At 72.0% G+C, this 25,585-nt stretch carries 19 protein-coding genes; 12 read left to right on the forward strand and 7 right to left on the reverse strand.

Annotated features, from left to right (window positions below; genetic code table 11):
* The first annotated feature begins 43 nt into the window (after positions 1-43).
* Positions 44-721, forward strand: a complete 678-nt coding sequence (locus tag ACZ6K0_RS08280; RefSeq protein WP_469227523.1) for a DUF4190 domain-containing protein — start codon at positions 44-46, stop codon at positions 719-721.
* Positions 722-779: 58 nt separating this feature from the next.
* On the opposite strand, the gene ACZ6K0_RS08285 is transcribed toward ACZ6K0_RS08280, so the two are convergent.
* Positions 780-1,328, reverse strand: coding sequence for an NADAR family protein (locus ACZ6K0_RS08285; protein WP_376409632.1), 549 nt, complete (start codon positions 1,326-1,328; stop codon positions 780-782).
* Between the two features lie 175 nt (positions 1,329-1,503).
* On the opposite strand from ACZ6K0_RS08285, the gene ACZ6K0_RS08290 reads away from it, so the two are divergent.
* Genes ACZ6K0_RS08290 through ACZ6K0_RS08315 form a run of 6 tightly spaced genes read left to right on the forward strand, consistent with a single transcriptional unit; the run spans position 1,504 to position 8,735 of the window.
* Complete coding sequence (locus tag ACZ6K0_RS08290; RefSeq protein ID WP_469227522.1) at positions 1,504-3,033, forward strand: gamma-aminobutyraldehyde dehydrogenase; 1,530 nt, start codon at positions 1,504-1,506, stop codon at positions 3,031-3,033.
* A gap of 49 nt (positions 3,034-3,082) precedes the next feature.
* The gene (locus tag ACZ6K0_RS08295) at positions 3,083-4,330 is read left to right on the forward strand and encodes an ABC transporter substrate-binding protein (protein ID WP_376409639.1); all 1,248 of its coding nucleotides are present in this window, start codon (positions 3,083-3,085) and stop codon (positions 4,328-4,330) included.
* A 44-nt stretch (positions 4,331-4,374) separates the two neighbouring features.
* Entirely contained in the window at positions 4,375-5,553 is a 1,179-nt protein-coding gene (locus ACZ6K0_RS08300) for an ABC transporter ATP-binding protein (RefSeq protein WP_376409642.1), read from the forward strand.
* Positions 5,550-6,485 (forward strand): ABC transporter permease, encoded by a 936-nt coding sequence (locus ACZ6K0_RS08305; RefSeq protein ID WP_376409645.1) that lies wholly within the window; start codon positions 5,550-5,552, stop codon positions 6,483-6,485. The genes ACZ6K0_RS08300 and ACZ6K0_RS08305 overlap by 4 nt, the downstream gene beginning before the upstream one ends.
* On the forward strand, positions 6,485-7,279 hold the full coding sequence (locus ACZ6K0_RS08310; RefSeq protein ID WP_024755644.1) for an ABC transporter permease: 795 nt from the start codon (positions 6,485-6,487) through the stop codon (positions 7,277-7,279). The genes ACZ6K0_RS08305 and ACZ6K0_RS08310 overlap by 1 nt, the downstream gene beginning before the upstream one ends.
* A gap of 37 nt (positions 7,280-7,316) precedes the next feature.
* Entirely contained in the window at positions 7,317-8,735 is a 1,419-nt protein-coding gene (locus ACZ6K0_RS08315) for an NAD(P)/FAD-dependent oxidoreductase (RefSeq protein ID WP_469227521.1), read from the forward strand.
* A gap of 22 nt (positions 8,736-8,757) precedes the next feature.
* Here ACZ6K0_RS08315 and ACZ6K0_RS08320 read toward each other — a convergent pair whose 3' ends face one another.
* A complete protein-coding gene (locus tag ACZ6K0_RS08320; RefSeq protein WP_469227520.1) occupies positions 8,758-11,136 on the reverse strand; it encodes an MMPL family transporter in 2,379 nt (792 codons plus the stop codon).
* Positions 11,137-11,376: 240 nt separating this feature from the next.
* Between ACZ6K0_RS08320 and ACZ6K0_RS08325 the strand changes: the two genes are divergently transcribed.
* A complete protein-coding gene (locus ACZ6K0_RS08325) occupies positions 11,377-11,850 on the forward strand; it encodes a bifunctional DNA primase/polymerase (RefSeq protein ID WP_469227519.1) in 474 nt (157 codons plus the stop codon).
* Between the two features lie 168 nt (positions 11,851-12,018).
* A complete protein-coding gene (locus ACZ6K0_RS08330; protein WP_469227978.1) occupies positions 12,019-13,764 on the forward strand; it encodes a chitinase in 1,746 nt (581 codons plus the stop codon).
* Positions 13,765-13,776: 12 nt separating this feature from the next.
* On the opposite strand, the gene ACZ6K0_RS08335 is transcribed toward ACZ6K0_RS08330, so the two are convergent.
* The 4 genes from ACZ6K0_RS08335 to gabT all read right to left on the reverse strand — a co-directional run bounded on the left by ACZ6K0_RS08335 (position 13,777) and on the right by gabT (position 19,795).
* The gene (locus tag ACZ6K0_RS08335) at positions 13,777-15,087 is read right to left on the reverse strand and encodes an McrC family protein (RefSeq protein ID WP_469227518.1); all 1,311 of its coding nucleotides are present in this window, start codon (positions 15,085-15,087) and stop codon (positions 13,777-13,779) included.
* 13 nt (positions 15,088-15,100) lie between these two features.
* Entirely contained in the window at positions 15,101-17,578 is a 2,478-nt protein-coding gene (locus ACZ6K0_RS08340; protein WP_469227517.1) for an McrB family protein, read from the reverse strand.
* Positions 17,521-18,342, reverse strand: coding sequence for a phosphatase PAP2 family protein (locus ACZ6K0_RS08345; protein WP_469227516.1), 822 nt, complete (start codon positions 18,340-18,342; stop codon positions 17,521-17,523). The genes ACZ6K0_RS08340 and ACZ6K0_RS08345 overlap by 58 nt, the downstream gene beginning before the upstream one ends.
* Positions 18,343-18,460: 118 nt before the next feature.
* Positions 18,461-19,795, reverse strand: coding sequence for a 4-aminobutyrate--2-oxoglutarate transaminase (gene gabT, locus ACZ6K0_RS08350; protein ID WP_376409667.1), 1,335 nt, complete (start codon positions 19,793-19,795; stop codon positions 18,461-18,463).
* 518 nt (positions 19,796-20,313) lie between these two features.
* Between gabT and ACZ6K0_RS08355 the strand changes: the two genes are divergently transcribed.
* The gene (locus ACZ6K0_RS08355; protein ID WP_469227515.1) at positions 20,314-22,587 is read left to right on the forward strand and encodes a type IV secretory system conjugative DNA transfer family protein; all 2,274 of its coding nucleotides are present in this window, start codon (positions 20,314-20,316) and stop codon (positions 22,585-22,587) included.
* An 83-nt stretch (positions 22,588-22,670) separates the two neighbouring features.
* Entirely contained in the window at positions 22,671-24,224 is a 1,554-nt protein-coding gene (locus ACZ6K0_RS08360) for a PucR family transcriptional regulator (RefSeq protein WP_376409673.1), read from the forward strand.
* Between the two features lie 22 nt (positions 24,225-24,246).
* On the opposite strand, the gene ACZ6K0_RS08365 is transcribed toward ACZ6K0_RS08360, so the two are convergent.
* Positions 24,247-24,447 (reverse strand): hypothetical protein, encoded by a 201-nt coding sequence (locus ACZ6K0_RS08365; protein ID WP_469227514.1) that lies wholly within the window; start codon positions 24,445-24,447, stop codon positions 24,247-24,249.
* A 155-nt stretch (positions 24,448-24,602) separates the two neighbouring features.
* On the opposite strand from ACZ6K0_RS08365, the gene ACZ6K0_RS08370 reads away from it, so the two are divergent.
* Positions 24,603-25,580, forward strand: coding sequence for an EamA family transporter (locus ACZ6K0_RS08370; protein ID WP_376409679.1), 978 nt, complete (start codon positions 24,603-24,605; stop codon positions 25,578-25,580).
* Positions 25,581-25,585 lie beyond the last annotated feature (5 nt).

The raw sequence follows: 25,585 nt of genomic DNA on the forward strand, positions 1-25,585 counted from the left end.
GGGGTGAGGTCGTAGCATGGCGTGACCACGATGGGGGAGGCCCATGTCTGACAACCGAGACCAGCCGCAGGGCGGGTACGACCCGGCGGACCCGTGGGCTCCGCCGAACCGTGACGGGGTGGAACTGAGCAAGCCGACGCCGGCGACGCCGCCGGTGCACGACCAGATGACCGTCACGTCCATGCCGGCCGCGACCGGCCCCGGTGGCGAGGTACCGCCGCCCCCGGTCGCCCCCGGCGGCCCGGCGGCCACGCCCGGCTACGGCTACCCGGCGGCCACACCGCCCGCCGGCGCCTACGGCTACCCGCCCGCCGCGAGCACGCCGCCCGGCGCGCCGACGGCTTCGGGGTACGCGTACCCCTCCTACGGCGCCGGGTACGGCGCCCAGCCGCCCGGCTGGCAGCAGCCGCCGTCCAACGGCATGGGCACCACGGCGATGGTGCTCGGCATCGTCGCCGTGGCCGGATTCTGTCTGTACGGCCTGGGCGTGATCCTCGGCATCCTGGCGCTGATCTTCGGCATCATCGGCATGAAGAAGGCCGGCCGGGGCGAGGCGACCAACCGGGGCATGGCGCTCGCCGGCGTCATCCTCGGCTCGATCGGCATCGTCGTCAGCGCCGTCTTCCTGGGATTCATGATCTGGGCGATCGCCCAGGACTCGACGTCCTACGAGGACGGCGGCGACCCGTACGGCAGCCTGACCGTCCAGAGCACCCGCTAGCCGGACCCGTATGTGACAGGGCCCCGCACCTCACGAGGTGCGGGGCCCTGTGCCGTGCTCACCCGCCGCGCAGCCGCTCCCGTGCCTCCATCAGGGCGAAGCCCAGGAGGTTCAGGCCGCGCCAGCGGGCCGGGTCGTGGGCGCGGGGGTCGTCGGCCGCGAGGCCGATGCCCCAGATGCGGTCCATGGGACTGGCCTCCACGAGGACACGGGTGCCCGTGCCGAGGAGGTACGCGCGCAGGGCCTCGTCCGAGGCGAACTTGTGGACGCTGCCCTCGACGACGATGCCGAGGCGCTCCCGCTCCCACACCGTGTCGTCGAAGTCCCGCACCAGCCGGCCGGCCTTCTTCGCCTCCGCGGGGGTACGGGCGGACAGCGCGGCCCGCTCGGCCTCGGCGTCTCCGAAGAGGCGGGCCTTGGCCGCCATCATCCAGTGCTCGGCGGTCGCGTACGGCACCCCGTCGACCACGAAGCGTGCCGGCCACCACTGGCTCAGGCAGCTGGCCGAGAGCCGTCCGTCGGGGTGCGGGCGGTGGCCCCAGAAATGCAGCCATTTGACGTGCTCACCGGCGTTGACCTGCTGTGTCAGCTCGTCGATCTTCTTCATGCACGCGAGTCTGGCATCCGCCACGGACACTCCGTACGGAGATTTTCCGGCCACCTCGACACATGGTCGACCGATTCCGTTGCGTAACCAAAAGGCAACAACGGAATCACTTGTTGGGGTGGCATCCTCATGTCAGGATCGGCACTCAATTCGAGCTGGGACAACGGAGAGCGTCATGGGCAACCGCTTCCAGGTGACGGACCGCTTCGCGGACGGCGCACAGTACATCGGCGGACGGCTCCGGGCCGGGACCTCCGATCGGGAACACACGATCATCAACCCCGCGACCGGCGAGGGCATCTACACCTACCGGCTCGCCTCCACCGCGGACGTGGACGAGGCCGTGGCCGCCGCCAAGGCCGCCTTCCCCGGCTGGTCGGGCGCCACGCCGGGCGAGCGCTCCGACGCCCTCCACCGCTTCGCCGGCGTCCTCGCCGACTGGGCCGAGGACATCGCGCGGGTCGAGTCGCTCCAGGCGGGCAAGCCGCTCCGGCTCACCACCGAGTTCGACGTACCGGGCACGATCGACAACACCGCCTTCTTCGCGGGAGCGGCCCGGCACCTCCAGGGCCAGGCCGCCGCCGAGTACAGCGGCGACCACACCTCGTACATCCGGCGCGAGGCGATCGGCGTCATCGGCTCCATCGCCCCCTGGAACTACCCGCTCCAGATGGCGGCCTGGAAGATCCTCCCGGCGATCGCCGCCGGCAACACGATCGTCCTGAAGCCCGCCGAGATCACCCCGCTGACCTCGCTGATGTTCGCGCAGGCGGCGACCGAGGCCGGTATCCCCGACGGTGTCATCAACATCGTCAGCGGCTCCGGGCGGGTCGTCGGCGAGCACCTCGTCGGCCACCCCGACGTCGTCATGACCTCCTTCACCGGCTCCACCCCGGTCGGCAAGCGCGTCGCCGAGGTCGCCACCTCCACCGTCAAGCGCCTCCACCTGGAGCTCGGCGGCAAGGCCCCCTTCGTCGTCTTCGACGACGCCGACCTGGAGGCCGCCGCCAACGGCGCCGTCGCCGCCTCCCTCATCAACTCCGGCCAGGACTGCACCGCCGCCACCCGCGCGTACGTCCAGCGCCCGCTCTTCGACGCCTTCGTCGCCCGCGTCGCCGAGCTGATGGAGACGGTCCGCGTCGGCGACCCCTTCGAGCCCGGCACCGACCTCGGCCCGCTGGTCAGCCACGCCCACCGCGACAGCGTCGCCGGCTTCGTCGAGCGCGCCCGCGGCTACGCCACCGTCGTGACGGGCGGCGAGATCCCGGGGGCCGGAGAAAATGAAGACAGCCTGAAGGACGGCGCGTACTATCGTCCGACCCTGATCACCGGTGCCGCGCAGGACAGCGAGGTCGTGCAGTCGGAGATCTTCGGACCGGTCCTGGTGGCCCTGCCCTTCGACAGCGACGACGAGGGCATCCGGCTCGCCAACGACACCCCCTACGGCCTCGCCGCCTCCGCCTGGAGCCGGGACGTCTTCCGGGCGAACCGCGCCACGCGAGAGCTGCGGGCCGGCTGCGTCTGGGTCAACGACCACATCCCGATCATCAGCGAGATGCCGCACGGCGGCACCAAGGCATCGGGATACGGAAAGGACATGTCGATGTACTCCTTCGAGGAGTACACGCAGGTCAAGCACGTGATGTTCGACAACACCGCGGTGGCCGCGAAGGACTGGCACCGCACGATCTTCGGGGACCGATAGCCCGTTGCCGCCTGACCAGCGGCGAACCCATCCCGAAAGGGCACAGCGCATGGAGCAGTACGAGCCCGAAAGCCTGTCCGCCGCGCAGCTCGCGGCGGTACGGCGCAGCATGACGAGCGGCCGGGGTGCCCTCAGCCGTCGTTCGATGCTGCGCGCGGGCGGCGTGGGCGCGCTCACGGTCGGCGGTCTCGCCGGCCTGAGCGCCTGTGGCATCCCGCCGGCCAAGCGGGAGGGACAGGGCCCCGCCTCCACGGACGTCTCGGCCAAGGAGAAGAGCGTCGCCTTCTCCAACTGGACCGAGTACATGGACATCAGCGAGGACGAGAAGTCCCGTCCGACGCTGGAGGCGTTCGCGAAACGCACCGGGATCAAGGTCAAGTACACCGAGGACATCAACGACAACGTCGAGTTCTTCGGCAAGATCAAGCCGCAGCTCGCGGCCGGCCAGGACACCGGCCGCGACCTGATCTGCGTCACCGACTGGCTCGCCGCCCGGATGATCCGGCTCGGCTGGGTGCAGAAGCTCGACCCCGCGAACCTGCCCAACGCCTACGCGAACCTCTCCGCGCAGTTCCGGCGCCCCGACTGGGACCCGGGCCGCTCCTACTCGTACCCGTGGACGGGCATCTCCACCGTCATCGCGTACAACTCCAAGGCGACCGGCGGCAAGAAGGTCGACTCGGTCACCCAGCTCCTGGACGACCCCGCGCTCAAGGGCCGCGTCGGCTTCCTCACCGAGATGCGCGACACCGTCGGCATGACCCTGCTCGACATGGGCAAGGACCCGGGCGACTTCACCGACGCCGAGTACGACCAGGCGATAGGCCGGCTCCAGAAGGCCGTCGACAAGAAGCAGATACGCCGCTTCACCGGCAACGACTACACCTCCGACCTGGACAAGGGCGACCTGGCGGCCTGCCTCGCCTGGGCCGGTGACGTCATCCAGCTCCAGGCGGACAACCCGGACATCAAGTTCGCCGTCCCGTCCGCCGGATACATCACCTCCAGCGACAACCTGCTGGTCCCCGCGCAGTCCAAGCACAAGACCAACGCCGAGAAGCTCATCGACTACTACTACGAGCTTCCCGTCGCCGCGCAGCTCGCCGCGTACATCAACTACGTCTGCCCCGTCGACGGGGTGAAGGACGAGCTCTCCAAGATCGACCCCGAGCTCGCGAACAACACGCTGATCCTCCCGGACAAGGCCATGGCCAAGAAGTCGCGCGCCTTCCGCTCGCTCACCAGCGCGGAGGAGACGGCGTACGAGGAGAAGTTCGCCAAGCTCATCGGCGCCTGAGCCCGACGTCGTCCACCTCCCTCACTCCCCTGGGACAGCAACCCATGACTGACAAGACTGCTCATACCGGAAAGAACACTGGCGGCGGCGACGTCCGTCTCACCGGGATCAGCAAGGCGTACGGCTCCTTCACCGCCGTCCACCCGCTCGACCTGACCGTCCCGCAGGGCTCCTTCTTCGCCCTGCTCGGCGCCTCCGGCTGCGGAAAGACCACCACGCTGCGCATGATCGCCGGCCTGGAGGACCCGAGCACCGGCACCATCTTCCTCGGCGACAAGGACGTCACGGACCTCCCGCCCTACAAGCGGCCGGTCAACACCGTCTTCCAGTCCTACGCGCTCTTCCCGCACATGGACATCACCGAGAACATCGCCTTCGGTCTGCGCCGGCGCGGCGTCAAGTCGGTGAAGAAGCAGGTCGACGACATGCTGGAGCTCGTCCAGCTCGGCGACAAGGCCCACCACAAGCCGCACCAGCTCTCCGGTGGCCAGCAGCAGCGCGTCGCCGTGGCCCGCGCGCTCATCAACCACCCGCAGGTCCTGCTCCTCGACGAGCCGCTCGGCGCGCTCGACCTCAAGCTGCGCCGCCAGATGCAGCTGGAGCTCAAGCGGATCCAGACCGAGGTCGGCATCACCTTCGTGCACGTCACGCACGACCAGGAGGAGGCCATGACCATGGCCGACCAGGTCGCGGTGATGAACGGCGGCCGTGTCGAGCAGCTCGGCGCCCCCGCCGACCTGTACGAGAACCCGCAGACCACCTTCGTCGCCAACTTCCTCGGCACCTCGAACCTCATCGAGGCCGAGGTCCTGGAGACCGGCTCCGCCGGCGGCGACGTGCTCGCCACGGCCGGCGGCGGCAAGCTCCGGATACCCGGCGACCGCTGTACCTCCGCCGTCCGCCAGGGCGGCAAGGTGCTCGTCGGCGTCCGCCCCGAGAAGATCTCGCTCGCGCACGCGGACGACGCCGGTTCGATCGCCGACGGCCGCAACCGGGTCACCGGCCGGATCGTCGACTCCTCCTTCATCGGCGTCTCCACCCAGTACGTGGTGAACAGCCCGGCGGGCGCGGAGCTCCAGGTGTACGAGCAGAACGTCGACAGGCGTACGGGACTCCTTCCCGGCGCCGAGGTCGTCCTGCACTGGAACCCGGCGCACACCTTCGGGCTCGACGCGGCGCAGGACATCGACGCGGGCGTGGAGACGGTGGAGGACGCCGGATGAGCACATCGACCCTCACGAAGGAGGAGGCACCGCAGCCGGTCGCCGAACCGGTGCTGCGCAAGCCCTCCACCCGCAAGCGGCTCGTCCCGTACTGGCTGCTGCTGCCCGGCATCATCTGGCTGCTCGTCTTCTTCGCGCTGCCGCTGGTCTACCAGGCGTCGACCTCGATCCAGACCGGCTCCCTGGAGCAGGGCTTCCAGGTCACCTGGCACTTCCAGACCTACTGGGACGCCTTCACCGAGTACTGGCCGCAGTTCGTCCGCTCCCTGCTGTACGCCGGGACCGCGACCCTGCTGTGCCTGCTGCTCGGCTACCCGCTGGCGTACCTGATCGCCTTCAAGGCCGGCCGCTGGCGCAACCTGCTCCTGGTCCTCGTCATCGCCCCGTTCTTCACCAGCTTCCTCATCCGGACGCTCGCGTGGAAGACGATCCTGGCCGACGACAGCGTCGTCGTCGACGTGCTGAACGCGCTGCACGTCCTCGACGTGACCAGCTGGCTCGGCTGGACCGAGGGCGAGCGCGTGCTCGCCACGCCGATGGCCGTGGTCTGCGGTCTCACGTACAACTTCCTGCCGTTCATGATCCTGCCCCTCTACACCTCCCTGGAGCGGATCGACGGCCGGCTGCACGAGGCCGCGCAGGACCTGTACGCCTCCCCGGCGACGACCTTCCGCAAGGTGACCTTCCCGCTGTCGATGCCCGGCGTCGTCTCCGGCACCCTGCTCACCTTCATCCCGGCCAGCGGCGACTACGTCAACGCCGAACTGCTCGGCTCGACCGACACCAAGATGGTCGGCAACGTCATCCAGTCGCAGTTCCTGCGGGTCCTCGACTACCCGACGGCCGCCGCGCTCTCCTTCATCCTCATGGCGATCGTGCTGGTCATGGTCACCGTCTACATCCGCAAGGCCGGAACGGAGGACTTGGTCTGATGCGTTGGATCCGCCGGAACCTCGTCGTCATCGCGGGCCTGCTCACGCTCGCGTACATGATCCTGCCGAACATCGTCGTGATGGTGTTCTCGTTCAACAAGCCGAACGGGCGCTTCAACTACTCCTGGCAGCGCTTCTCCCTGGACGCCTGGAAGGACCCCTGCGGCGTCGCCGACATGTGCGAGTCGCTCTCCCTCTCGCTCCAGCTCGCCGCCTGGGCCACCGTCGGCGCCCTGATCCTCGGCACGATGATCGCCTTCGCGCTCGTCCGCTACCGCTTCCGGGCGCGCGGCGCGATCAACTCGCTCATCTTCCTGCCGATGGCGATGCCCGAGGTCGTCATGGCCGCCTCGCTGCTCACGCTCTTCCTCAACATGGGGATCGAGCTGGGCTTCTGGACGGTCCTGATCGCCCACATCATGTTCTGTCTGTCGTTCGTCGTCACGGCGGTCAAGGCCCGGGTCATGTCCATGGACCCGCGTTTGGAGGAGGCCGCGCGCGACCTCTACGCGGGCCCCGTGCAGACCTTCCTGCGCGTGACCCTGCCGATTGCCGCGCCCGGCATCGCCGCCGGCGCGCTGCTCGCCTTCGCGCTCTCGTTCGACGACTTCATCATCACCAACTTCAACGCGGGCTCCACCGTCACCTTCCCCATGTTCGTCTGGGGCTCGGCGCAGCGCGGAACCCCCGTTCAGATCAACGTCATCGGCACCGCGATGTTCGTCCTCGCGGTACTGATGGTGGTGGCCGGGCAAATCATTACGAACCGGCGCAAGAAAACAGCAACAGCCTGAGCAATAGGCAGCTCAGGCACCGAAGGAGTTGGAAACCATGGCCCCCGTCGCCATGCGTCTCGCTGCACAATCTCTCTCCGACGCCCAGCCCGTCCCCTTCTGGCTGGAAGACCCCGGCAAGCCCGGAGCCCTGCCCGCCCTCACCGGCACCGAGAAGTGCGATCTCCTCGTCGTCGGCGGCGGTTACAGCGGACTGTGGACCGCGCTCCTCGCCAAGGAGCGCGAACCCTCCAGGGATGTCGTCCTGATCGAAGGCCGCGAGGTGGGCTGGGCCGCCTCGGGCCGCAACGGAGGCTTCTGCGCCGCCTCCCTCACGCACGGCTTCGGCAACGGGCTCGCCCGCTGGCCGGGCGAGCTGCCGAAGCTGGAGGAGCTCGGCGAGCGCAACCTCGACGGAATCGAGGAGGCGGTCGCCCGCTACTCGCTGGACTGCGACTTCGAGCGCACCGGCGAGATCGACGTGGCCACCGAGCCGTACCAGGTCGAGGAACTGACCGAGATGTACGAGGAGATCGAGCGGCTCGGTCTCGCGGACGGCCTCGAACTCCTCGACCGGGACGCCGTCCGGGCCGAGGTCGACTCGCCGACCTTCCTCGGCGGCCTCTGGGACCGCCGCGGCGTCGCCATGCTCAACCCGGCCAAGCTGGCCTGGGGTCTGAAGAAGGCCTGCCTCGACCTGGGCGTCCGGATCTTCGAGAACACCCCCGGTCTGGAGCTGGTCTCCGTCGGCGCCGGCATGGGCGTGCGCACGCCGTACGGGAAGGTCGTCGCCCGCCGGGTCGCGCTCGGCACCAACGTCTTCCCGTCGCTGGTCAAGCGGGTCCGGGCGTACACCGTCCCGGTGTACGACTACGCCCTGATGACCGAGCCGCTCAGCCCCGAGCAGCTCGCCTCCGTCGGCTGGAAGAACCGGCAGGGCCTCGGGGACTCCGCCAACCAGTTCCACTACTTCCGGATCACGGCCGACAACCGGATCCTGTGGGGCGGCTACGACGCGATCTACCCCTTCGGCGGGAAGCTCGACGCCGAGATGGACCACCGCCCGGAGACCTACCTCAAGCTCGCCGAGCACTTCTTCCGCTGCTTCCCGCAGCTGGAGGGCCTGCGCTTCAGCCACGCCTGGGGCGGCGCGATCGACACCTGCTCGCGCTTCTCGGCCTTCTTCGGTACGGCGTACCAGGGCAAGGTCGCGTACGCGGCCGGGTTCACCGGCCTCGGCGTCGGCGCCACCCGATTCGGCGGCGACGTCATGCTCGACCTGCTCGCGGGGGAGCGCACCGAGCGCACCGAGCTGGACATGGTCCGCTCGAAGCCGCTGCCGTTCCCGCCGGAGCCGATCGCCTGGGCCGGCATCGGCATCACCAAGTGGTCGATGGCCCGCGCCGACGAGAACGGCGGCCGGCGGAACCTGTGGCTGAAGACCATGGACAAGCTGGGCCTGGGCTTCGACAGCTAGGCGGTGGATTCACGTGGCGGGGTCACGGTGTCTTCCGTGGCCCCGCCGCGCCGTTCCCGTCCGCCGCGGCCAGCTCGCCCTCGCCCTCCGTGTCGACGTGCGGCAGGATCCTGTCCAGCCAGCGCGGGGTCCACCAGGCCCACTTCCCGAGCAGGGTCATCACCGCGGGCACGAGCAGCAGCCGCGCGACGGTCGCGTCGATGAGCACGCTCGCGGCCAGACCGAGCCCCATCATCTTCACCACGATGCTGTCGTTGAGGATGAAGGCCGCGAAGACGCTCACCATGATGAGCGCCGCGCAGGTGATGACGCGCGCGGTGATCTCCAGGGCGTGCGCCACGCTCGCCTTCGCGTCGCCGGTGCGCAGCCACGCCTCGTGGACCCGGGACAGCAGGAAGATCTCGTAGTCCATGCTCAGGCCGAAGACGATGGCGAACATCATCATCGGCACGTAGCTCTCGATGGGGACGTCGCCGGAGACGCCCAGCGCCGGGCCGCCCCAGCCCCACTGGAAGACGGCGACGACGACGCCGTACGAGGCGGCGATCGACAGCAGGTTGAGCACCGCCGCCTTGAGGGCCACGAGCGGGCCGCGGAAGACGATCAGGATGACGAGGAACGCCAGGAAGACGACCACGGCGATGATGAGCACCAGCCGGCTGGAGACGATGTCGAGGAAGTCCACCTGCGCGGCGGTGGTGCCGGTGATGTACGTGGCGGCGGTGGTGCCGTCGACGGCCTGCGGGAGGACGTCGTCGGCCAGGTGGTTGACCAGCGACGTCGTCTTCTCGTCCTGCGGCGCGGCCGTCGAGTAGGCCGTGGCGATCAGGACGTCGCCGTCCGAGGTCGGGGTGAGCGGGGTGATCAGGAGGGCGTCGGGGACCCCGGTGAGCGCCTTCTGGGCCTGGCTCGCCAGGGAGGAGCGGTCGGCCGAGGGGACCGAGGTCTGGTCGATCACCAGGGTCAGCGGCCCGTTGGAGCCGGGGCCGAAGGCCGTGGACATCAGGTCGAACGCGCGCCGGTCGGTGAAGGACTCGGGGTCCGCGCCGTCGCCGATGTGGCCGAGCTGGATGGAGAACAGGGGGATGGCGAGCACCGCGAGGACGACGACGCCCGCGGTCAGGAACCACCACGGGCGGCGCTCCACGCGCAGGGCGTAGCGGTGCCAGGTGCCGTGGGCCTCCTCACCGGCCTCCTCACCTGCCGTGTCACCGGCCGTCTCACCGGTCCCGCCGGTCGACGGCTCGGTCTCGGCGACCGGCGTGCGCAGATGCAGCCGGTCGATGTGGCGGCCGATGAGCCCGAGCATCGCCGGGACGAGCGTGAGGGCTCCGGCGACGGCGGTGACGACGGTGGAGGTCGCGGCCAGGCCGAGCAGTCCGATGAAGCTCAGTCCGGAGACCCACAGTCCGCCGAGGGCGATGACGACGGTGCAGCCCGAGACGAGGACGGCCCGCCCGCTGGTCGCGGTGGCGAGGCCCGCCGCCGTGACCGGATCCCGGCCGTTCATCAGCAGCTGCCGGTGCCGGGTGATCAGGAAGAGCGCGTAGTCGATGCCGACGCCGATGCCGATCATCGTGGCGAGGGTGGGAGAGACGGTCGCGAAGGTCCACACGGAGGCGAGGAGCCCCAGCACTGCGAGGCCGCAGACGGCCGCCACCAGGGCGGTGATCAGCGGAAGCACGGCGGCGATCAGGCTGCCGAAGCCGATGATCAGCACGATGATCGCGACGCTGAACCCGATCGCCTCGCTCGTCCGGTCGTCGGCCTCGGGCCGGGCCAGTTCACCCAGCGACCCGCCGTACTCGACCTGGACCCCGGCCGCGCGCAGGGGCTGCACGGCGCTGTCCACCCCGGTCAGATAGCCGTCGCCCAGGGTGCCGGGCTGGACGTCGAAGCGGACGGTGATGTAGCCGGTCTTCCCGTCGGTGGACAGCGGGCCGACGTTGGGGGTGCCCGCGGGAGGGGGAGTCGGCTGCGTGCCGGACGCCGGCAGCGGGCTCGTGGCGTTCAGGACGTGCGGGAGCTTCTTCAGCGCGTCCACGGCGGACGAGACCTGGTCACCGGCGTCCGTGAGCGGCTTGGCCCCGTCGTACAGCACCACCTGGGCGCTGTAGCCGCCGGCGGCGGGCTCGTGCGCACGCAGCACGTCGAGCCCCTCCTGGGACTGGGTGCCCGGCAGCGAGTAGTTGTCGGAGTACTCGCCTCCGTACGCGTGGTTCAGCCCCACCAGGGCGCCCAGGGCCACGACCCAGGCGGCCAGTACGACGACGAAGTGACGGGCGCACCATTCGCCCGTTCTCCGCAGCAGGCCCTTGCCGGAGTGCCGGCCGGCCGGCACGGGACCGCCCGGCGCCGAACCGTCCGGTGCGGGACCACCCGGCGACTGCGGAAACGGCATGGCTACTCCCGTGGCGAGGGCGATGTGACCGGGCTGGCGGAGGCCCATACGACCACGTGGGGACGGGCGAGCGAGGGAGGCCGCCGACCAGGCCGCCCGCCGTCCACCCGATCGGGCGCGCTCGCCCTGTGATGCAGGTCACGGTGAATCAGTGGCCCGAACCCGCGTAATGATCGGCGCCGACCCCGCTCTCTGCGGGTGGACAAGGTGTCCGCACGCAGGAGAAGGAGGCCGTTGGCCGTGACTGGTTCGGGGGCGGCCAAGGCCGCAGTGGAATGGCTGGCGTCGGTGGCACCGGATCCCGAGGCCTGCCGGTGGGAGTGGGAGCGCAACCCGCACGGGGTCGCGCTGCTGCCCGCCGGCAGGCGCTGGGACGTGCTGATCCTGCCGGGGGAGCTCGGCTACCCCACGCTCGACGTGCTGAGCCGCCTGGTCGACCGGCCGGGGCCGGTCCTCGCCGACTTCGGCGACGCGCGGATCGGCTTCTTCGTCCCGCCGGGCACCGCCGCCCGCTGGCTCGGCACCGGGGTGCGCGGCGCGGGCTCCGGCACCTGGATCGTCGTCCCGTACCCGGGTCGCGCGACCGGTGGCGTCCGCTGGCTGGTGGCGCCGGACGGGATGGGCACCCTCAACGACACCTCGCTCCTGGAGCTGGCGATGCACGAGGCGGCGGGCCGACTGGCCAGGGGAGAAGAGGGGGCGGCCGAGGTCTGACGCGAGCCGCGGGCAAGCTCCGCACGAGACAGAGGTCTTGACCACTTGATTGGTCTGGACCATGCTGTGGCGCGCTCCACCTCGATTCCCCCACCCCCGGAGGCAGTTGTGGACCGCACCAGACCCCTCACCCTGCTGTTGGCGGGCGCCCTCGCCGCCGGCGGGCTCATGGCGCTCACCCCCGTGGCCGCCCAGGCCGCCGACGCCGAACTCGCCCGCAACGGCGGCTTCGAGGCCGGCCTCGACGGCTGGACCTGCACGGCGGGCAGCGGCGCCGCCGTCTCGTCGCCCGTACACGGCGGGACCAAGGCGCTCCAGGCCACCCCGGCCGGCAGCGACAACGCCAAGTGCTCGCAGACCGTCACCGTCAAGCCCAACTCCTCGTACGAGCTGAGCGGCTGGGTCCGCGGCAGCTACGTCTACCTCGGCGCCTCCGGCACCGGCACCACCGACGTCTCCACCTGGACGGGCTCCGCCCCCGACTGGCAGCGCCTCTCGACCCGGTTCACCACCGGCGCCTCGACCACCTCGGTGACCATCTACACCCACGGCTGGTACGGCACCCCCGCCTACCAGGCCGACGACCTCTCCCTCTTCGGCCCCGGCGGCGACCCGGTCCAGCTCCCGGCCGCCCCCACCGGCCTCGCCGCCGGCTCCCCGACCTCCACCACCGTGCCGCTCACCTGGACCGCGGTCTCCGGCGCCACCTCGTACAACCTCTACCGGGGCACCACGAAGATCCAGACGGTCACCGGCACCTCGGCCACCGCGACCGGGCTCACGGCCTCCACCCCGTACACCTTCCAGGTCACCGCCGTGAACAGCGCCGGCGAGTCCCCGAAGTCGGCCGCCGTGACCGCCACCACGACCAGCGGCGGCGGAGGCGGCACCCCCGGCCTGCCCGCGCACGCCCTCGTCGGCTACCTCCACGCCAGCTTCGCCAACGGCTCCGGCTACACCCGCATGGCCGACGTCCCCGACTCCTGGGACGTCATCAACCTCGCCTTCGGCGAACCGACCTCCGTCACCTCCGGCGACATCCGCTTCAGCCTCTGCCCCGCCACCGAATGCCCGAACGTCGAATCCGCCGCGGACTTCAAGGCGGCGATCAAGGCCAAGCAGGCCGCGGGCAAGAAGGTCCTCATCTCCATCGGCGGCCAGAACGGCCAGGTCCAGCTCGCCACCACCGCCGCCCGCGACACCTTCGTCTCCTCCGTCTCGAAGATCATCGACGAGTACGGCCTCGACGGCCTCGACATCGACTTCGAGGGCCACTCCCTCTCGCTCCAGACCGGCGACACCGACTTCCGCAGCCCGACCAGCCCGGTCATCGTCAACCTGATCCAGGCGGTCAAGACCCTCAAGGCCAAGTACGGACAGAACTTCGTCCTGACGATGGCCCCGGAGACCTTCTTCGTCCAGCTCGGCTACCAGTACTACGGCTCCGGCCCCTGGGGCGGCCAGGACCCCCGCGCGGGCGCCTACCTCCCGGTCATCCACGCCCTGCGCGACGACCTCACCCTGCTCCACGTCCAGGACTACAACTCCGGCTCCATCATGGGCCTGGACAACCAGTACCACTCGATGGGCGGCGCCGACTTCCACATCGCCATGACCGACATGCTGCTCACCGGCTTCCCGGTCGCGGGCAACACCGAACGCTTCTTCCCGGCGCTCCGCCCCGAACAGGTCGCCATCGGCCTCCCGGCCTCCACCCAGGCGGGCAACGGCCACACGGCCCCGGCCGAGGTGAACAAGGCCCTCAACTGCCTCACGAAGAAGACCGACTGCGGCACCTACCAGACCCACGGCACCTGGCCCGCGCTGCGCGGCCTGATGACCTGGTCGATCAACTGGGACCGCTACAACCAGTGGCAGTTCAGCCAGAACTTCGACGCGTACAACTGGAGCTGAACCGGCCGAGGATCAACCGAGCAGCTCGGTGAACAGCCTGGCCGCGGCCCGCGACGGCCCCGGCCCGGCGAGCTCACCGAGCACCGCCCGCAGATCCACCGGCACCGCCCGCACCCGCCCCGCCACCGACCCGTCGAGCTCGCGCACGGCCACCCGGACCCGCCCCGCCGGCCGGTCGCCGGGATGCAGCAGCACACAGACGGGCGGCTTCCCCCCAGGGCTCCTGCCGAGCGTCCGCGCGTACAGGAACGCCTGGTAGAGATCCGCTGGAGAGAGCTTCTTCGCGTCGTACAGCTTGTACTTCACGTCCACCGGCAGCCGGAACACCTCACCGTCCCGCCGCCCCGAGACCAGCAGATCCGGCCGCACCTCCCCGTGACTCCGCCCCGCCCGCTCGTCGAACAGCACCCGCCGCTGCCCGGCCTGCGGGGTCACGAGCAGCCCGGAGCCGGCCGCGCCCCACTCGACGAGCCGGGTCACGAACGACTCGAACAGGCTGTTCATGTCGACGAGGAAGGCCCGCGCCGCGAGCGGCCCCGAGGCGAACAGCCCGTCGAGACCGCCCCCGCACAGCAGCAGCCGGGCCCAGCGGTGCGCGGGCCGGTAGTGCTCGTTGTGCCGGTGGTACACCAGCCCGGACAGCAGCGCCCCGACGTCCCCCGGCGGAGTCGGGGCGTGCGCCGCGAACGCGGCGGCGGCGCGTCGCGCGCGGGCCCGCACCCCGGGCGCGCGGGCCGTACGGGCCGCGAGCGCGAGAGCGGCGGCGCACAGCCGGTTGTCGGCGATGTCGGCCTCGTGCTCATCGAAACGGCAGGCCAGCCGGTCGATCCGGCCGTGGTGCCTCAGCAGCTGCCGGTCCGGCAGCAGCCGGCCCCGTACCACCCGCAGGTCGTCCTCGACGGTCAGATAGTCGCGGCGCACCCCGTGCCGCAGCAGCCGCTCGCCGTGCTCGACGACCATCAGACAGACCAGATCGCGGAGGTTCGGCGGCCCCTCCCGGAACTCCTGGACGGTGGGCAGCGGGTCGCGGGCCGCGCCCCATGCCAGATCGATCATCCGCAGCACGTCGAGCTCGGTGCCGAGGTACTTCGGCCGGACCCGGATCTCGCAGCCGTCGAGCCGCAGCGTCCCCACGTACTGGGTGGCCGTCACCTCCACCTTTCCGCCGGCGAGTTCGCGCACCCGCAGCCGCGAGGCCAGGGCGCCGTCGGCGAGGAGCCGTCGGTCGGCGTCCGTCAGGCGCACCCCGCCGAAGACCTTCGTCCCGTACTCGCACAGCTCGTGCGCCGGACCGCCGCCCACCCGCGCCGGACCGCTACTCACCCGCGCCGGACCGCTACTCACCCGCGCCGACCTGGAGCTCCTCGTACAGCAGGGTGACGAGCCGCTCGTCGGCGACGTCCCTCAGGGTGTGCGTCACCGGGTCGACGAGCTCCTCGCCCAGGAAGCCCGCGAGCAGGGTGTAGTCGTCGTACGCGTACTCCTGGAGCAGCGGCAGGATCTCGCCCCGGATCACCGCCGCGAACTCCGCCGGGTCGGCGATCGGCACGCCCTCGGGCAGGAAGAAGGCGTGTCCGATCTGCTTCTCGCGGTCGAGGGTGCTCCGGATGCGCCGGTTCAGCTCGTCGAGGAAGGCCGCGAGATGCAGCTCCCCGACCCGCCGGTCGAGCAACGGGCCGGAATCGGGGAGGAGTTCGATGAAGGTGAAGCGGCGGCGGATCGCCGCGTCGAGCATCCGGATCGAGCGGTCGGCGGTGTTCATCGTGCCGAGGATCCGGACGTTGGACGGCACCCTGAAGGGCTCGCCGGTCAGCGGCAGGGTGACGGGCAGTCCGCGCTTGTCCTTCTCCAGTACGGTGACCAACTCGCCCAGGATGCGCGGCAGATTGCCCCGGTTGAGCTCGTCGACGACGACGAGGTGCAGGCGTCCGGGGTTCGCCGCGGCGGTCTCGCAGACCCGCTTGAAGACGCCCGGGGCCGGCTCCAGGGCGAGCCCGGCGGCGCCCTTGACGGGGCGCAGCCCCTCGACGAAGTCCTCGTACCCGTAACTCGGATGGAAGGTGACCATGGTCAGCCGCTGTGACGCGGTGAGTGCGTCGAGGGTCGCCCGGAAGGCGGGCGTGCCGGGTTCGGCGAGCGGATCCACCCCGGGCAGGTCGTCGGAGAGCTCGCCGAGCCGCCGTACGGCGTACCGCAGCGCGTGGTACGTCTTGCCGGTGCCGGGCGGCCCGAACAGGACGGCCTGCCCGCGCCGTTCGAGGGCGTCGTCGATCCGCTGAAGGTCGTCCTCCAGCGGAGGGATCTCCACCGGGTCGGCGCCGTTCTCCGCCTCGGCCGACTCCGGTCCGGCCCCGGTGACGCCCGGAGCGGTTGCCGGCGGGGCGGTGGCCGGCTTCTGGATCCGGCGCCACAGCGCGGACGGCACCTCCGTGACGGTCCGGCCCGCCCACTCGGCGACCGGCTGGTCGAGACTCCTCGCGGACGACTCGTCCCACTCCACGCCGACCGTGTGCCGGTGGTCGGGCAGCTCTCCCCGCCACTGGTACCCGTCCCCGACGACCCGGCCGACGGCGAGGACGTCGCTGCGGCCGGTGGCCGCCACGACGCGGTCGCCGACGCGCAGTTCGAGCAGCTGCCACAGGTCGGCCGCCCGCCCGGCGGCCCGCTCCGCCGGAACCCCGCTGTCGGCGACGGCCTCGGCGTACGCGGCCTTGAACTCGTCCAGGTCGGCGTACCCGTGCAGGTCACCGGCCTCCTCGGCGTCGACGCCGATGCGCCCCTCCGCGCGGAACCGCTCCCAGTGCGCGGGGTCCGACAGACCGATCCGGACGACCCGGGCCGCGGTCCTGCGGACCGGCGCCCACCAGTCGAGGAAGTACCAGACGAGCTGCGGCTCCCAGCCGGCGAACCGGGGATCCTTGTCCAGCAGGGACTTCAGGACTTCCTTGCGGGTGAACGGCTGAAGCACCGCCGAGGCGCCGGGGAACGCCAGCCGGTCGAGGTAGTGCTGCGTGAAACTGTCCGCGTAGATCGGCAGGATCGCCTCGGGGGCGTACACGCGCAGCGTCTTCGCGACGACGGTGATGCCGGAGCGCACGGCCGGAAGGTCGTCGATGTCCCGGACGCGGCCCTCGCGCGCGGCGGTGACCGCCTCCACGATCCCGGAACGGACCGCCGTCCAGGCCTCGTCGAGGCTGCCGTGGCCCTTGTCGTACCACCAGCCGTGGTCGCGGCGGCTGTAATAGACCAGGTGTTTCATCGCCGAGCCGCCGGTGATGCTGCCGAGCGCCTTGCTGCCGTACTCCAGGGCGTGGCTGTAGACCTGACCGTCGGCGTCCGGCTGCCCGAGGGCGTAGCGCTCGACCGGCAGCGTGGGCCACTCCTCCCAGGGGAAGGCCGCCCGGATCGCCGCCGCGTCCCGGTCCGCCGCCTCGACCGCGGCCTGGTGACGGCGGCGGTCGAAGACCTTCAGGGCGTCGTCGACCGGCCAGTACGCGAGGGTCTCGGCGTGCGTCTCGGTCACGGGGCGCAGCGCGCAGGAGCAGACTCCCGTGACCGGCCGGCCCTTGCCGTTGAACAGCCCGGTCTCCGCGGCGAAGGCCGCCGGATCTTCCGCGTCGAGCACGCGGCGCCAGAGCAGGCCGTCGGGGTCGGGGTGCCTCGGGAGCGCCGCGGAATCGGTGAGGTGGCCGCAGCCCGGGTCGTGGTGGAGCTTGCTTCCGTGGCCGGGGAGGATGACCTCGCCGCCCGACGGGATCAGCTCGTGGGCCCGTCCTCCGACCGTGACGGCGTACCGCTGGTCCGCGTCCCCCATGTCCCCTCCTCCTGCTGCCGGGTGCCCGGCGCGGCACGACCGTACCGCGCGGCGTACACCGGCCACCGGAGAAGAGGGAGACAGAGCGCGACGCTCGCGAGGACGTCCAGGGGCCAGTGGTAGCCGCGCAGGATCAGGCCGGTGCCCGTGATCGCCGTCAGGGCGACGGCGACGGGGATCAGCCGGTTCGAGACGAGGAAGGCAGCGCCGACGTAGGCGACCATGGCGGTCGTCGTGTGACCCGAGGGGTAGTAGCCGGCGGCCCAGGGCTCCAGGGGGCCGGGCCGGGCCGTCCACTCCTTCAACGGAACCACCAGCAGCGGTACGAGGGCCATGGCCAGCCCCGCGCACAGGGCGGCGGCCCGCCGGCCGCGCCACACCGCGTACGCCATCGCGCAGCCGAGGACCGGAAGGGCGACCGTCATGTTGCCGAGGTCGGCGGCGAGTTCGCTCAGGGGGCGGGGGACCGAGTCGACCAGGGAGCGGGACACCCGCTCGTCGAGCCTGGCCAAGGGGCCGTGGACGAGCACCTGCCAGGTCACGACGGCGAGGGCGACGAGCGCCGAGAAGAGAGCCGGCCGCCCTGGAACAGGGGGGGTGGTTCCAGGGCGGCCGAGGGGATCGGGCTGCCGCGCGCCCCGGGGGGTGTGGGGCGGGCGGCCATCCGATCGGTGAGGAGTCCCGGAGCGTGAAGCTCCAGCGGTGTGCGCCAAGGCACGGTGTGGGCGGGGCTGGGGAGGCTCCGCCCGGGGTGTTTCTCTCATCTGCAGAAACCGTACGCCAGAGAAGAGGGGGCCGACAGCGGGAAAGGCATCCCGCCATCGGCCCCCCACAGAGTCTTCACACGGTGTGTGAGAACCGGGCCCTTCGGACCCGCTCCGCTCAGATCTGGGCGAACGCGTTCTCGATGACGTCGAGGCCCTCGTTCAGGAGGTCCTCGCCGATGACCAGCGGCGGCAGGAAGCGCAGCACGTTGCCGTAGGTGCCACAGGTCAGGACCAGCACACCCTCGGCATGGCAGGCCTTCGCCAGGGCGCCCGCGGCCTCCGCGAACGGCTCCTTGGTCGCCGGGTCCTTCACGAGCTCGATGGCGATCATGGCGCCGCGGCCGCGGATGTCGCCGATGATCGGGAACTTCTCCTGCATGGCGGTGAGGCGGGCCTTCATGACCTCCTCGATGCGCTGCGCCTTGCCGTTGAGGTCGAGCTCCTTCATCGTCTCGATGGAGCCGAGCGCACCGGCGCAGGCGACCGGGTTGCCGCCGTAGGTGCCGCCGAGGCCGCCGCCGTGGACGGAGTCCATGATCTCGGCGCGACCGGTGACGGCGGCGAGCGGCAGACCGCCCGCGATGCCCTTGGCGGTGGTGATGAGGTCCGGGACGATGCCCTCGTCCTCACACGCGAACCACTGGCCCGTGCGGCAGAAGCCGGACTGGATCTCGTCGGCGACGAAGACGATGCCGTTGTCGTTGGCGAACTTCACGATCGCCGGCAGGAAGCCCTTGGCCGGCTCGATGAAGCCGCCCTCGCCGAGGACCGGCTCGATGATGATCGCGGCGACGTTGTCGGCGCCGATCTGCTTGCTGATCTGGTCGATCGCCTGGGCGGCGGCCTCGGGGCCGCAGTTCTCGGCACCGGTCAGCCAGCGGTAGCCGTAGGCCACCGGCACGCGGTAGACCTCGGGGGCGAACGGACCGAAGCCCTGCTTGTACGGCATGTTCTTCGAGGTCAGCGCCATCGTCAGGTTCGTACGGCCGTGGTAGCCGTGGTCGAAGACGACGACGGCCTGGCGCTTGGTGTACGAGCGGGCGATCTTCACCGCGTTCTCGACGGCCTCGGCGCCCGAGTTGAAGAGCGCGGACTTCTTGGCGTGGTCGCCCGGGGTCAGCTCGGCGAGCGCCTCGCAGACCTCCACGTAACCCTCGTACGGCGTCACCATGAAGCAGGTGTGCGTGAAGTCCTGGAGCTGCGCGGCGGCGCGGCGGACGACGGCCTCGGCGGAGGCGCCGACGGAGGTCACGGCGATGCCGGAGCCGAAGTCGATCAGACGGTTGCCGTCGACGTCCTCGATGATGCCGCCGCCGGCCCGCTTCGTGAAGACGGGGAGCGTCGAGCCGACGCCACCGGCGACCGTGTCGAGACGGCGGGCCTGAAGCTCCAGCGACTTCGGACCGGGGATGGCGGTGACGACGCGCCGCTCCTGCGGGACAGCGTTCATGCGGGGCTCCTGGGGGTGTTCTGGACGCACTTGCGGGTTTCCTCCGCAGGCTAGGCGCGGGGGAGGGGGTGCGGCATGCGCCGATCGGGAGTGGTGGTGGGTGTGCCGTTGTCCGGGTTGGACATGGCGACTCCGTTTCCACCCCCCAGGGTGACCGTTTCCGCCACTCGGCGGCGATCGGCCGTACGGGTGCGCGAAACCCCTCCGGGGCGCGCCGGGCCCACTAGATTGACGAGGGCACAGAGGCGGCGACCTGGCTGGTCAGGGGGCAGGGGTAGATGGAGACCGACGGCACGTACGAGTCACGCGACACCAAGGGGGGCGCGGTCCCCCGCCCGGCGGGCCCGCCACCCGCCTCGGCACCGGTGGTTCCCCCGACGCCCCCGACACCCCCGGCCTACCGTGTCCACCCCGCCGCGCCCGCGTCCCCGCCGGGCGTCCCGTCCCCGCCGGGCGTCCCGTCCCCGGCGAGCGTTCCGCCCCCGCCGAGCGTCCCGCCGTCCCGGGCTCCCGGGGCCGTGGGAGCACCGGCCTCCGCGGCCGTCGTCGAGTGGCTGGACGCGCCGCGCCCCAAGGCCGGACTCGGCATCTGGCGGTTCCGGCACGTGCCGCCGCCGCAGGCGACCGCGCGACTCGCACCGGTCACCTTCGTCGGCATGCTGATCCCCATGGCCGTCGGACTGGTCATCTGGTCGGCCTGGCGGAACAACACCCTCCCGTACGCGGACGTCCTGCTGCGGACCCTCACCCCGAACGACTGGTGGTACGCCCTCACCACCTCGCCGAAGGACTGGCAGGGCGTCGCGGCCCACAGCGTCTTCGACGGCGCCCTCTTCCTCGTCCTCGTGTGGGCGATCGGCGCCCTCGGCTCCTGGGGCAAGGTCACCCGCCACTACCTCGGCCGCTGCCGCCCGCCCGTGCGCGCCGCGCTCGCGGCAGCGGGAGCCCTGATCGTCCTGGGGTTCGTCTTCTCCGAGACCCTCGGCCTCGGCTGGCCCCCGCTGCCCCTCGTCGACCCGCTCGCCTGCCTCGCCGCCCTGGTCACCGGCGGCTGGGACATCCCCGGTTCGCCCTTCTTCGTCTACCCCATGCGCCTGCTGGTCACGGCGGCGGTCCTCTGGCCGTTCGCCCGGATCGGGGAATGGGCGGTCCTCTTCCGGCAGGCGCGCGCCCGGTCGGCCTCCGGCCCGACCCCGGCGCCGGCCGGCCCGGCCCCCACCGAGACCCCCCGCTCCCAATGGCCCGAGCTCAGGGACGCCGGCGAGCACCGCGCCGCCGACCTGCTCGCCGGCGAACTGGTCACCGGCCGGATGAACGACGTCGACTGCGCACGGGTGCGCCGCACCTGGCAGAACAGCGGCCGGGACGCCACCCGCCGCACCGCCCTCGTCGACGCCCTCCTCCGCCAGGGCGCCGCGGCGGGCGCGCATCCGTCCGGCGACCGCGACCTGCCCGGCCGCTCGGCCACCCACGACCTGCTCCTAGGGCAGGTCCGCGTGGGGCGCTTCACGGCCGCCGAGCGCACCCCGCACGCCTACCACGGCGCCGGTCTCGCGCTCGACCCCGGACTCCTCGGCACCTCCCTCCTCGCCGTGGGCCCCTCCGGCGCGGGCAAGACCCGCTCGCTCGTCGCGCCCGTCGTCGAGTCGCTCACCCTCCAGGCGCTCACCGGAGCCTGCGCCGTCGTCGCCGTCGGCGCGGCCGGGGCACCGCTCGGCCCCGACGAGGCGTACGACGTCGTGGTCCGCCTCGGCGACCCCTCCTCCCGGTACGACCTCGACCTGTACGCGGGGGCCACCGACCCCGACGAGGCCGCCGCCTTCCTCGCCGAAGGGCTCGTCGGCGACATGGAAGGAGGGGAGACCCGGCGCGCCGCCACCGTGCTCGCCCAGCTCATCGGCCCGTACCGGGCCGCGTACGGGCGCTTCCCGACCGTGCCGGTCCTGCGGGAACTGCTCGAAGCCCGCTCCGAGGTCCTGGCGGCGCTGCTCGACCTGCTGCCGGCCGACGGCGCGCAGGCCATGCGCCGCGAGCTGGAGTCCCGGATGCGTCAGGTCGGCACCGCGACCGACGTGGGCCCCGTCCTCGCCGACCGGCTCACCGCCCTCGACCGGCCCGTCTTCGCCGAGTTCTTCGGCGGCGGCCGCGACGCGCGGCCCTTCTCCCTCCGGGCCGTCGCCCAGCACCCGATGCGGGTGCGTATCTGCCTGCTGGAAGGCGGCCACGAGGAGGCCGCGCGGCTGCTCAACCGGATGCTGCTCGCCCAGTTCCAGCAGGTCACCCGGGACCGCGCAGGGAGCGGGCACTTCGCCTGCCTGGTGCTCGACGACGCGGCGGGCGCGCTCACGCCGGGCACCGTCCGGGCCTTCCAGCGGCTGCGCCCGCAGAACGCGGGCGTCGTGCTGGCTCTCCGTACCCTCGCGGAGGTGCCCGCGGCCCTCCACGGACCGCTCCTCGCCGGCGTCGGCTGCCGGATGGCCTTCGCCGGGCTCCCCACCTGGGACGGCCGCGCCTTCGCCGAGGCGTGGGGCACCGAACGGGTGGAGACGACCGAGGTGGCCCACCACACCGTCTTCGCCGACCAGCCGATGACCCGGGCCTTCCACGCCCTGCGCAAGCTGGTGACCGGCAAGGCCGTGACCACCGAGGCCGTGACCGTACGGGAGGTCGAGCGCGAGCGGTGGTCCGCCTCCGACCTCGCGCACGCCGTGCCCCCCGGCCACGCCGTCCTCTCCCTCACCCATGTGCGCGGCGAACACACCCCACCGCTCCTCGTCGAGCTCCGCGGCTGAGCGAGGCTCTTGCCGCCCTGGCACAATCGGGGGCGCCGCTCGGCTGAGCGGCGCCCCCTCGCTCAAAGGTCCGACGGTCCCCAATGCCGCCCACCCTCGCCTCGCTCGTGCAGCACTCCGCCCTCAAGCTGGTCGTCCGCGCGGGTGAGGACCGCCTCGACACCCCCGTCCGCTGGGCCCACGTCAGCGAACTGGCCGACCCCGTCCCGTACATGGAGGGCGGCGAGCTCCTGCTCACCACCGCGCTCACGCTGGACGCGGAGGACCTGGAGGCGATGCGCCGCTACGTGCGGCGGCTGCTCGGCGCGGGTGTCGTCGGCCTCGGGTTCGCCGTCGGCGTCAACTACGAGTCCATTCCGACGGCCCTGCTCGACGCGGCGCGCGAGGAGCACCTGCCGCTCCTGGAGGTGCCGCGCAGGACCCCGTTCCTGGCGATCAGCAAGGCGGTCTCCGCGGCCATCTCCGCCGACCAGTACCGGGCCGTCACCGCCGGATTCGAGGCCCAGCGCGAGCTGACCCGCGCCGCCCTCGCCGAGGGCCCGGAGGCCGTCGTCGCCCGGCTCGCCGCGCACGTCGACGGCTGGGCCGCGCTGTACGACACCTCCGGCACGGTCGTCGCCGTCTCACCCGAGTGGGCGGCCCGCCGCGCCGCCCGGCTCACCCCCGACGTGGAGCGGCTCCGCGACCGGCCCGCGCCCGCGAGCGCCGTGGTGGGCGGTACGGACGACCGGGTCGAGCTCCAGTCGCTGGGGACCGGGCGGCGCGTGCGGGGCGCGCTCGCGGTCGGCACGGGCGCCCCCCTCGGGACGGCCGAGCGGTACGCGGTGCACTCGGCGATCGCCCTGCTCACCCTCACGACGGAGCGTTCGCGCGCGCTCCAGGCCGCGGAGCACCGGCTCGGCGCGGCCGTCCTGCGCATGCTGCTCGCGGGCCAGCCGGACCACGCCCGCGCGGTCGCGGGGGACGTGTACGGCGGGCTGCTCGACGCCCCCTTCCGCCTGGTCGTCGCCGAGCCCGCCGCCGGCGAGCCCGCGGGGGAGGCCCCGCTGCCGGTTCTCGCCGAGACCCTGGAGACGGCCGCCGCCCGGGCGGGCGAGGCGGTGCTCACCGTCCCGGAGAGCGAGGGGCGGCTCGTCGTCCTGGCCGGGGACGGGGGCGCGGTCGCCGCCGCCTGCCACGGGTACGCGGACCGGGAGGCGGACGAGGCCGGGGTCTTCGTCGGACTCTCGGCCCCGGCCGGTCCGGTCGCCGCGGCAGTCGCGTACAAGCAGGCGGAGCAGGCCCTCGCGGTGGCCCGGCGGCGGGGCCGCGCGCTCGTCGAGCACGAGGAGCTGGCCGCAGGTTCCGTGCTGCCGCTCCTCGCCGACGACGCCGTCCGCGCCTTCGCCGACGGCATGCTCCGCGCGCTGCGGGAGCACGACGCGACGGGCCGCGGTGACCTGGTCGCCTCCCTGCGCGCCTGGCTCTCGCGGCACGGTCAGTGGGACGCGGCGGCGGCGGACCTGGGCGTCCACCGGCACACCCTGCGCTACCGGATGCGGCGCGTGGAGGAGATCCTGGGCCGCTCGCTGGACGACGCGGACGTACGGATGGAGCTGTGGCTGGCGCTGAAGGCGACGGGCGAGGACACCCCGTAGGTCCTGCTCGCCGAGGGTGCCGTCACTCGCCGAGGGCGCCGTCGTCGCCGTTGCCCTGCCGCGTGCGGCTCCGCCGCTGGTGGTCGCGGACCAATTCCCCGCCGAGCAGGGTCGCCTTGGCCACCCCGCGCACCCAGCGCGGGCCGCCCCGCGACGCCCACACGACGCAGACGCACCCTCCGACGGCAAGCACCAGCACGCCGATCAGGACCATCAGGATCATGTTCTTCCCCCATTCGCGTACGCGGTCGGGATCATCCTGCCACCCCGGCACCGAAGGACCCTTACCCCGCCGCGACCGTCCGAATTCCCGGATTCCTGCCCGAATCCGGGCAGTTTTCTTGTCGATCACCTCCCGGACTCCCTACTCTCCTGCACATGACAAGCCCCGCCGTCGATCCGGCCCCCGAGACGCAGCAGGCCGCCCCCGAACCCCGTACCGCCAAGCCCGCCGCGGTGGTGTCCGCCCGCCGGATCACCGGCGCCGTCTGGGCCGCGCTCGGCATCGTGTACGTCGTCTGGGGATCGACCTACCTCGGCATCCGGATCGTCGTGGAGACCGTGCCGCCCTTCCTCTCCGGCGGCGCCCGCTTCGTCACCGCCGGACTGCTCCTCGTCGGGATCATCGCCTGGCGGCAGGGCCCCGCCGCCCTCAAGGTGACCCGCAGGGAGCTCGCCTCGGCCGTCCTCGTGGGCCTGCTCCTCATCCTCGGCGGCAACGGCCTGGTCGTCCTCGCCGAGACCTCCATCCCGTCCGGTCTCGCCGCGCTCCTCATCGCCGTCGTCCCCGCCTGGGTCGTCGTCCTCAAGGCCGTCTCCGGCGAGCGCCCCACCCTCGGCGGCACCGCCGGCGTCCTCCTCGGCCTCGCCGGCCTCGCGGTCCTGACCCTCCCCGGACTCAGCGGCGACGTGCGGATCGGCGGCGTCCTCCTCGTCGTCGCCGCGACCCTCTGCTGGTCCGTGGGCTCCTTCTCCTCCTCGCGCCTGCCGATGCCGGCCAACCCCTTCACCGCCAGCGCGTACGAGATGATCGCCGGCGGCATCGCGGGCCTCACCGTCGGCCTGGTCCGGGGCGAGCAGCACGGCTTCGCCCTCTCCGAGGTCTCCACCCGCTCCTGGGCCGCCCTCGCCTATCTGGTCGTCTTCGGCTCGCTGATCGCCTTCACCGCGTACGCCTGGCTCCTCCAGGCCGCCCCGATCTCCCTGGTGGCCACCTACGCGTACGTCAATCCCGTCGTCGCCGTCGCCCTGGGCGCCCTCGTCCTGAACGAGGCGCTGACCTGGCCCCTCCTCCTCGGCGGCGCGATCGTCGTGGCCGGCGTCTGTCTGATCGTCTCGACGGAACGGCGCAGGTAGCGGCG

This window comes from Streptomyces sp. NPDC042346, from assembly GCF_055581845.1.

Excerpts from the sequence above, each read along its gene's own strand:
- ACZ6K0_RS08360 (WP_376409673.1), top strand. The coding sequence starts at position 22,671 with ATGCCGCCCACCCTCGCCTCGCTCGTGCAGCACTCCGCCCTCAAGCTG.
- ACZ6K0_RS08365 (WP_469227514.1), bottom strand. The coding sequence starts at position 24,447 with ATGATCCTGATGGTCCTGATCGGCGTGCTGGTGCTTGCCGTCGGAGGG.
- ACZ6K0_RS08310 (WP_024755644.1), top strand. The coding sequence starts at position 6,485 with ATGCGTTGGATCCGCCGGAACCTCGTCGTCATCGCGGGCCTGCTCACG.
- ACZ6K0_RS08315 (WP_469227521.1), top strand. The coding sequence starts at position 7,317 with ATGGCCCCCGTCGCCATGCGTCTCGCTGCACAATCTCTCTCCGACGCC.
- ACZ6K0_RS08345 (WP_469227516.1), bottom strand. The coding sequence starts at position 18,342 with ATGAGAGAAACACCCCGGGCGGAGCCTCCCCAGCCCCGCCCACACCGT.
- ACZ6K0_RS08370 (WP_376409679.1), top strand. The coding sequence starts at position 24,603 with ATGACAAGCCCCGCCGTCGATCCGGCCCCCGAGACGCAGCAGGCCGCC.
- ACZ6K0_RS08295 (WP_376409639.1), top strand. The coding sequence starts at position 3,083 with ATGGAGCAGTACGAGCCCGAAAGCCTGTCCGCCGCGCAGCTCGCGGCG.
- ACZ6K0_RS08340 (WP_469227517.1), bottom strand. The coding sequence starts at position 17,578 with ATGGGGGACGCGGACCAGCGGTACGCCGTCACGGTCGGAGGACGGGCC.
- ACZ6K0_RS08320 (WP_469227520.1), bottom strand. The coding sequence starts at position 11,136 with ATGCCGTTTCCGCAGTCGCCGGGTGGTCCCGCACCGGACGGTTCGGCG.
- ACZ6K0_RS08300 (WP_376409642.1), top strand. The coding sequence starts at position 4,375 with ATGACTGACAAGACTGCTCATACCGGAAAGAACACTGGCGGCGGCGAC.
- gabT (WP_376409667.1), bottom strand. The coding sequence starts at position 19,795 with ATGAACGCTGTCCCGCAGGAGCGGCGCGTCGTCACCGCCATCCCCGGT.
- ACZ6K0_RS08330 (WP_469227978.1), top strand. The coding sequence starts at position 12,019 with ATGGCGCTCACCCCCGTGGCCGCCCAGGCCGCCGACGCCGAACTCGCC.
- ACZ6K0_RS08290 (WP_469227522.1), top strand. The coding sequence starts at position 1,504 with ATGGGCAACCGCTTCCAGGTGACGGACCGCTTCGCGGACGGCGCACAG.
- ACZ6K0_RS08285 (WP_376409632.1), bottom strand. The coding sequence starts at position 1,328 with ATGAAGAAGATCGACGAGCTGACACAGCAGGTCAACGCCGGTGAGCAC.
- ACZ6K0_RS08305 (WP_376409645.1), top strand. The coding sequence starts at position 5,550 with ATGAGCACATCGACCCTCACGAAGGAGGAGGCACCGCAGCCGGTCGCC.
- ACZ6K0_RS08280 (WP_469227523.1), top strand. The coding sequence starts at position 44 with ATGTCTGACAACCGAGACCAGCCGCAGGGCGGGTACGACCCGGCGGAC.